Below are 8465 nucleotides of genomic sequence, written 5' to 3'. Positions count from 1 at the left end.
TACCTCATTTATTGCTTTAGCTAGTTTATTTATTTTTGGTATCTCGATTTTTATATCATCATTTATTTTTTCTTCTGATGCGCTCTCTAATTTGTTATCTTTTTCTCTTACCTCATTTATTGCTTTATCTAGTTTATTTATTTTTGGTATCTCGATTTTTATATCATCATTTATTTTTTCTTCTGATATGTTACCTGATTTATCATGTTTTTTTATCTCTTTTTTTATCTCTTTAAGATCTCTTTCCCATTCACGCCCTATCCCTATACTCACAAATCTCACCTCCCTTAACTCTTATCATAAATATTGTTTAAGAAAAGCTTCTGCCGTTACTTGCCTTCAATCTTTAAAAATATTTTATACTTTTTTGCCTGTTTTTTCATATAATACTTCTCCAATTCAATTCTAATCCCACTTTACATATTCAACACTTTGCCATAAAAACCCTTTTTTATACAAAAAAAATATCAATAAAAATTTTCGAGTTAAATCTTGCATGCCAGATTTGCATACTAGTTATTTAGCACAAAATACATATGCACATCCGTGCACATCAAGGCTCAAGCATAATTAGTTGGTTGAACTTACACCCCAATTGAAATTATGTTACCCCACTACCTAAGCTAAAAAATTTAGAGCTATGGGACATTTCTGTGCTTATGTTATACTTTCTGATAACATCTTAATAATAATTTTTGCCACCGAACAACCTTAAAAATATAGGTTAGACGATGGCAAACTGTGAATACTCTCACATAATTAAAATTACTACCATGTGTCACAAATTTGTGAAATGTTTAATTTTACTACTCTGTTGCGGAACTTACTGTTATATCCTTATACCTACTCATACCTGTTCCCGCTGGTATCAATTTACCAATCAACACATTTTCTTTTAATCCTACTAATGGATCAATTTTTCCATTTATTGCAGCTTCAGTTAACACTCTTGTTGTTTCCTGGAATGATGCCGCTGACAAGAATGAATCTGTCGCTAACGATGCCTTTGTTATTCCAAGTAGCGTACGCTTTCCTTCTGCTTCTCTTAACCCTTGACTCGCTACTCTAGCATTTTCTTCTTCAAAATCATATATATTAACCAAAGAACCTGGTAATAAATTAGTATCCCCTGCTTCATCTACTTTTATTTTTCTAAGCATTTGTCTCAGTATTACCTCAATATGCTTATCATTTATATCAACACCTTGCAATCTGTACACTCTCTGAACCTCTTGCAACAAATAATCTTGAACTCCTTTTACTCCTTTTATCTTCAAAATATCATGTGGATTTACTGCACCTTCTGTCAATTCATCTCCTGCCTCTACTTCATCCCCATCATGCACTTTTAATCTCGCTCCATAAGGAATTAAATAATTTCTTACATCTCCATCTGGCGCCACTATAACTGCTTCTCTCTTTTTCTTAGATTCTATTATCTTAACCTTACCAGCAATTTCTGTTACAACTGCAAGGCCCTTTGGCTTTCTCGCTTCGAATAATTCTTCTACACGAGGTAAACCTTGTGTTATATCGTCTCCAGCAACTCCACCTGTGTGGAATGTTCTCATTGTAAGCTGTGTTCCTGGTTCTCCTATTGATTGGGCTGCTATTGTACCAACAGCTTCACCAACATTACATTCTTCACCTGTCGCCAAGTTCGCACCATAACATCTTGCACAAACTCCATACTCTGAATGACAAGTTAAAACAGATCTTATCTTCACTTTCTTTATTCCTGCTTTAACAACTTGTTCTGCTTCTTTATCTGTTATAAGTTTCCCTGTATCTAATAAAAGTTCTCCTGTTTCTGGATGATACACTCTCTCTGCTACATACCTTCCAACTAATCTTTCAGCCAAACTTTCTATAACTTCAGATCCATCTTTAACATCATAAACTTCTATACCTTTTCTTGTTCCACAGTCTACTTCCCTTACTATAACCTCCTGTGATACATCAACTAATCTTCTTGTTAAATAACCAGAATCCGCAGTTCTTAACGCTGTATCTGCCAAACCTTTTCTTGCTCCATGTGTAGAAATAAAGAACTCTAACACATTTAACCCTTCCCTAAAGTTTGCTTTTATTGGTATTTCTATTGTCTTACCTGATGTATCAGCCATAAGACCTCTCATACCTGCCAACTGTTTTATCTGATTTATGTTACCTCTAGCTCCAGATTGAGACATCATATAAACTGGATTAAATTCATCAAGGTTATTTATTAGCGCTTTTGTTATCTTTTCAGAAGCTTTAGTCCAAGCCGATATTACACTATTATACCTTTCTTCTTCTGACATTAACCCCATCTTGTATTGTTTTATTGTCTTTTCTATATTGCTCTCTGTCTCTTTTATATACTTTTGTTTTACTTCTGGTATAACCATATCAGAGACACTTATTGTAACTGCTCCTTTAGTTGAATATTTAAATCCTAGTGCTTTTATCTTATCCAATAATATAGCTGTATCAGTTGTGCCATGTACTTTTATTGAATTATAAATTATCTTTCCTAAGAATTTCTTATCAACTAAAGTATCTATTTCCAAATTAAATAAATTATCTGGATTACTTCTATCAACAAAGCCTAAATCTTGAGGAATTGCTTCGTTAAATATAAGTCTACCAACTGTAGTCTTGATTCTCTTTTTAATTACTTTTCCATCAATTTCCTTACTCATTCTTACAACTATATCTGCATGAAGTGCTACAACGCCTTCATCATAAGCTAACACTGCTTCTTCTGGAGAACTAAATATACTTCCTTCCCCTTTTTCACCTTTCTTCTTTAATGTTAAATAATAACTTCCTAAAATCATATCCTGTGTAGGTACTGTTACAGGCTTTCCATCTTGTGGTTTTAAAAGGTTATTTGCTGATAACATCAAAAATCTTGCTTCTGCCTGTGCTTCTGCTGACAATGGCACGTGAACTGCCATTTGGTCTCCATCAAAGTCGGCATTATAAGCAGTACAAACCAAAGGATGTAATTTCAAAGCCCTTCCTTCAACTAAAACAGGCTCAAAAGCTTGTATCCCCAATCTATGCAATGTAGGCGCACGGTTTAACAGCACTGGATGTCCCTTTATAACTTCTTCCAACACATCCCATACTTCTGGTTTTACCCTCTCTACCATCCTTTTTGCATTCTTTATATTATGCGCTAATCCATCATTAACCAATTTCTTCATAACAAATGGTTTGAACAATTCTAAAGCCATTTCTTTTGGTAATCCACATTGATATATTTTAAGCTCTGGTCCTACAACAATAACAGATCTTCCAGAATAGTCAACACGCTTACCCAATAGGTTCTGTCTAAATCTTCCTTGCTTTCCTTTTAGCATATCTGACAATGATTTTAATGGTCTATTTCCTGGGCCTGTAACTGGTCTACCTCTTCTACCATTATCTATTAACGCATCTACCGCCTCTTGAAGCATTCTTTTTTCATTTCTTACTATTATATCTGGTGCTCCTAAATCTAATAATCTCTTTAACCTATTGTTCCTATTAATAACTCTTCTATATAAATCATTTAAATCAGATGTTGCAAACCTTCCACCATCCAATTGAACCATAGGTCTAAGTTCAGGCGGAACAACTGGGATTACATCTAATATCATCCATTCAGGTTTATTCCCTGATCTTCTAAATGCCTCTACAACTTCAAGCCTTTTTATAACTTTTACTCTTTTTTGTCCTGATGACTCATCCAACTCTTTTTTCAATTCAAGTGCCATAGCATCCAAATCTATCTCTCTTAATAGTTCTCTTATAGCTTCAGCCCCCATACAAGCTTTAAAATTTTCTCCGAACTTTTCTATACTATCTCTGTATTCTTTTTCATTTAATATTTGTTTTTTAGATAAAGGTGTTTGCCCTGGATCTATTACCACATACGCAGCAAAATATAAAACTTTTTCCAAAAAACGTGGTGACATATCCAATAATAGTCCCATTCTACTTGGGATTCCTTTAAAATACCAAATGTGAGACACTGGAGCAGCTAACTCTATATGCCCCATTCTCTCTCTTCTAACTTTTGAACGTGTGACTTCTACTCCACATTTATCACAAACTATGCCCTTATATCGTATTCTTTTATACTTCCCACAATGACATTCCCAATCCTTTTGGGGTCCAAAAATTCTCTCACAAAAAAGTCCATCTCTTTCTGGTTTTAATGTTCTATAATTTATTGTCTCTGGCTTTTTTACTTCTCCTCTAGACCATTCTCGTATCTTTTCAGGAGAAGCTAAACCAATCCTTATTGAATCAAAATTATTAAGTTCAACCACGGCTAAATCTCCCCTTCTCTAAAATTCATCTTCTTCAAATACATCTGACTCATCATCTTCTTGTATTGAATCTTCCTCTAATTCTCCATCTTGCAATAAAACATCATCTTCATAATCATCTTCTTCGTTACTATCATCTTGGTCTTCGTCTTCTTCATCTTCTAGAAAATCATCATCATCTAAAAATTCGTCCTCATCGCCTTCAATATTTATATTCATTTCTTCTAGTTCATCATCAACTGACTCTTTTATTGCAATTTCTTCTTGCTCTTCCGAATAAACCTTAACATCAAGTGCTAAACTTTGAAGTTCTTTTATCAAAACTTTAAACGACTCTGGTATACCAGGCTCTGGTATATTTTCACCTTTTACTATAGCCTCATAAGTTTTTACTCTTCCTATAACATCGTCAGACTTAACAGTCAAAATTTCTTGCAATGTATATGCTGCTCCATATGCCTCTAGAGCCCAAACTTCCATTTCTCCAAATCTTTGACCACCAAACTGTGCCTTTCCTCCTAATGGCTGTTGTGTAACCAATGAGTACGGACCTGTTGATCTTGCATGTATTTTATCATCAACTAAGTGTGCTAGCTTTAACATATACATATACCCAACAGTTACTCTATTATCAAAAGGCAATCCTGTTCTACCATCATATAATACTGTCTTACCATCTGGGCTAAGACCAGCTTTTTCTAATGTTTCTACTATATCATGCTCTGTAGCTCCATCAAATACTGGTGTTGCTATCTTCCATCCAAGTGCCTTTGCTGCATAACCTAAGTGAACTTCCAACACCTGTCCAATATTCATACGAGATGGCACCCCTAAAGGATTTAGTACTATCTGTAATGGTGTTCCATCCGGTAAAAACGGCATATCCTCTTCAGGCAATATCCTTGATATAACCCCTTTGTTTCCATGTCTTCCTGCCATTTTATCTCCAACAGATATTTTTCTCTTTTGTGCTATGTATACTCTAACTAGCTGATTAACTCCTGGCGATAATTCATCCCCATTTTCTCTTGTAAATACTTTCACATCAACTATTATTCCATACTCTCCATGCGGTACCCTAAGAGATGTATCTCTTACTTCACGAGCTTTTTCTCCAAATATCGCACGAAGTAATCTTTCTTCAGCTGTTAACTCTGTTTCTCCTTTTGGTGTTACCTTACCCACCAAAATATCTCCAGATCTAACTTCTGCCCCTATTCTTATTATTCCTCTATCATCTAAATCTTTTAGCGAATCATCACTCATATTAGGTATATCTCTAGTTATTTCTTCAGGTCCTAATTTAGTATCTCTAGATTCTGCTTCATATTCTTCTATGTGTATAGATGTAAATACATCCTCTTTTACTAATTTTTCATTTATTAATATAGCATCTTCGTAGTTATAACCTTCCCAAGTCATAAATCCTATTAATATATTTCTTCCTAACGATATCTCACCTTTACATGTAGATGGTCCATCAGCTATTACCTGTCCTTTTTTAACATTCTCACCTTTTTTTATAATAGGTCTTTGATTTATACACATTCCTTGGTTAGAACGTTTATATTTAAGAAGTTTATGCACTTCCCTTTTTCCACCTTTAATTCTAATAACTATCTCATCAGCCGATACATACTCAACCACACCATCATTTTTTGCAAGCACAACAACACCTGAGTCACAAGCTGCTTTATATTCTATACCAGTACCAACTATTGGTGAATCTGGCTTTATAAGAGGTACTGCCTGACGTTGCATGTTAGCACCCATCAATGCACGGTTTGCATCGTCATTTTCCAAAAATGGAATCATAGCAGTAGCAACTGATACCAATTGTTTTGGCGAAACATCTACAAAATCTATTCTATCAACATCAACTTGCAATATTTCATCTCTATAGCGTGCTATAATCTGTTTATTTTTGAACACATTATTCTTAGTCAATGGTTCTGTCGCTTGCGCAATTACATATCTATCTTCTTCATCAGCTGTAAGATAAACTATCTCATCTGTGACAGCATTTGTTTTCTTATCTACTCTTCTGTATGGTGCTTCTATGAAACCATATTCATTTATTCTTGCATATGTACTAAGTGAACCAATAAGACCTATATTTGGTCCTTCTGGTGTTTCTATTGGACACATACGGCCATAATGTGTATGGTGAACGTCACGAACCTCAAATCCAGCTCTCTCTCTACTTAATCCACCAGGTCCTAATGCACTCAACCTACGCTTATGAGTAAGTTCAGCCAAAGGATTAGTCTGATCCATAAATTGCGAAAGTTGGCTGCTACCAAAAAACTCTTTTATAGCTGCTGCAACTGGACGTATGTTAATCAGTGCCTGTGGCGTAACTATATCCATATCCTGTACAGTCATTCTCTCTCTTACTACTCTTTCTAATCTTGTTAAACCTATTCTAAATTGATTTTGTAACAACTCTCCAACTGAACGAAGTCTTCTATTTCCTAAATGGTCTATATCATCAACTTCTCCAATAGAATAAGTTAAATTAATCATATAATTTATAGAAGAAATTATATCTTCTATTGTGATAAACTTAGGTATAAGCTCATCATATCTTTCTTTTATAGCAGTTTTTATATCTTCTTCTGCACTATTTTCTTCTAATATAGACTGCAGTACATCATACCTTACTTTTTCAGTTATCTTAACTTCTTCAGGATTAAAATCTACAAATGCTGACAAATCAACTGTATTATTACCTATAACTTTTACTAATTTACCTTCAACATCTAAAACAACACTATTTATTCCTGAATTTTGAATAACTTCAGCTATTTCTCTAGTTATTATTTCATTCTTTTCTATTATTATTTCACCAGTACTACAATTTACAATATCTTCTGCAACTTTATGTCCAGTAATTCTTGTAGCAATAGATAATTTTTTATTAAATTTATATCTTCCAACCTTTGCTAAATCATATCTTTTAGGTTCAAAAAACAAACTATTTATTAAAGCTTCTGCACTTTCCACTGTTGGAGGTTCACCAGGTCTTAATCTTTTATAAATTTCTAAAAGACCTTCCTCTCTTGTTTTAGTATTATCTTTTTGAATAGTAGCAAGTAAACTTTCGTTTTCTCCAAACAAATCCAAAATTTCTGCATCAGTACTAATTCCAAGTGCCCTAATTAAAACTGTTACCGGTAATTTTCTAGTTCTGTCTACTCTAACTGATATTATATCGTTAGAATCCGTTTCATACTCTAACCATGCACCTCTATTAGGTATTACTGTATTTGAATATAATTTTTTACCTGTCTTATCAAACTTTTCAGCATAATAAATCCCTGGAGATCTAACTAACTGACTTACAACTACCCTCTCTGCACCGTTAATAATAAACGTTCCAGTTTCTGTCATTAATGGGAAGTCTCCCATGAAAATTTCTTGTTCTTTTACTTCTCCTGTTTCTTTATTGATAAGTCTAACTTTTGCCTTTAGTGGAGAAAAATATGTTGTATCTCTCTCTTTACACTCTTCGACACTATACTTAATTTTATTATCTAAAAAATAATCAACAAACTCAAGTATTAAATTACCCGCATAATCTGTTATTGGAGAAATATCCTTAAATATTTCCCTTAATCCTTCATCTAAAAACCACTTATAGGATTTTTTTTGAACATCAATAAGATTAGGTAAATCCAGAACTTCATCAATTTTAGAATAACTCATTCTCACCACATTACCCATATGCACAGGACGTACCATTAAATATCACCTCATATTATTTCTTTTTGGAGTGCTACTTCTTGTACCTCATATTTAATCTCTTTCAAAGTACATTTAAAGCAACTTAAATTATATCAATCTAATATCTTTCAAATATTAAAATACATTTTGATACAGTATGCAATTATATCATTCTAGAAAATTTTAGTCAACTAAAATACACAATTAAATTAACTTTTGTAAAATTATAATAAAAACATGTTTATTTCGATGTGGTTTTTTATCTATAATTACCTAGAACAAAAAATTAATATTCAGTCAATACGAGCTTGCGAGTATTGCTGCGCCGGATTTGTGTACCCTACGGGTACAACTTACCATTCAAATCCGTGTGCATCCACGCGGAGCGTTATAATTCAGTCGGAGCTTGAACTCCCACTGAATTGTAAATATGTA

General features: G+C 33.6%; 3 protein-coding genes. All 3 read right to left on the bottom strand.

Annotated features, from left to right (window positions below):
* Positions 1-273: hypothetical protein (locus J6Y29_01270; GenBank protein MBP5426522.1), on the bottom strand; the 273-nt coding region annotated here is incomplete at its 3' end.
* Positions 274-806: 533 nt separating this feature from the next.
* A complete protein-coding gene (rpoC, locus tag J6Y29_01265; protein MBP5426521.1) occupies positions 807-4304 on the bottom strand; it encodes a DNA-directed RNA polymerase subunit beta' in 3498 nt (1165 codons plus the stop codon).
* Between the two features lie 18 nt (positions 4305-4322).
* Positions 4323-8048, bottom strand: coding sequence for a DNA-directed RNA polymerase subunit beta (gene rpoB, locus J6Y29_01260; protein ID MBP5426520.1), 3726 nt, complete (start codon positions 8046-8048; stop codon positions 4323-4325).
* Positions 8049-8465: the final 417 nt, after the last annotated feature.

The sequence above is a fragment of the Clostridiales bacterium genome, assembly GCA_017961515.1.
Taxonomy (GTDB): domain Bacteria; phylum Bacillota; class Clostridia; order Acetivibrionales; family RGIG10202; genus RGIG10202.
This window is presented reverse-complemented; position numbering and strand designations above follow the sequence as displayed.